1 protein-coding gene is annotated in these 772 nt (G+C 64.9%); it reads left to right on the plus strand.

What is annotated here, in order from left to right; all coding sequences use genetic code 11:
• On the plus strand, positions 1 to 766 hold a 766-nt coding region (locus H926_RS29820; protein WP_022678175.1), incomplete at its 5' end, for an ArdC family protein.
• Positions 767 to 772: the final 6 nt, after the last annotated feature.

Raw genomic sequence — 772 nt, forward strand, 5'->3', positions numbered from 1 at the left:
GCCCCACAATGCCGGTTCGGGTAGGACCTATTCAGGGATCAATGTTCTCATTCTCTGGACCTCTGCCATCGAGCAGGGCTTTTCCTCGCAGCGGTGGCTGAGCTACCGCCAGGCCGAAGCAGCCTGGGGCCATGTCCGGCGCGGCGAGAAGGGCGCGGTGGTCTGCTATGCCGATCGCTTTACCCCGCGTGAGGAAGCCGCCAAGGCCAGGGACGAAGACCGCGACGCGCGCACCGTGGCCTTTCTCAAGCGCTTTACCGTGTTCAATCTCGACCAGTGCGAGGACCTGCCCGAAGGCATGATTGCCCCTGTGGCACCGATTGCGCCCGAGTTGGCAATTGCTGGCGCCGATCGCGTGATCCAGAACAGCGGGGTGACGTTCCGCATCGGGGGCGGGGAAGCGTTCTATTCCCCCACCCATGACGTGGTGCAGGTGCCGCCCCAGGCTGCCTTCCTCGAACCGATCAACTGGTTTCGCACGGCCCTGCACGAACTGGGTCATGCCACAGGCCACAAAAGTCGGCTGGACCGGGATCAGACCGGCGAGTTTGGCTCTGCGTCCTACGCGAAAGAGGAACTCGTCGCGGAAATGGCCAGTGCCTTTACCGGTGCGGCGCTGGGCATTGTGCCGACCGTGCGGCATTCCGACTACATCGGGGCCTGGCTCGAAGGGCTGTGCGCCGACGAGAAGGCGATTTTCCGCGCGGCCAGTGCGGCGAGCAAGGCCGCTGACTTCCTGCTGGCCTGCGGGGAGGACCGGCCATGAACCGGC

The sequence above is a fragment of the Novosphingobium sp. B-7 genome (assembly GCF_000410615.1).
GTDB lineage: Bacteria > Pseudomonadota > Alphaproteobacteria > Sphingomonadales > Sphingomonadaceae > Novosphingobium > Novosphingobium capsulatum.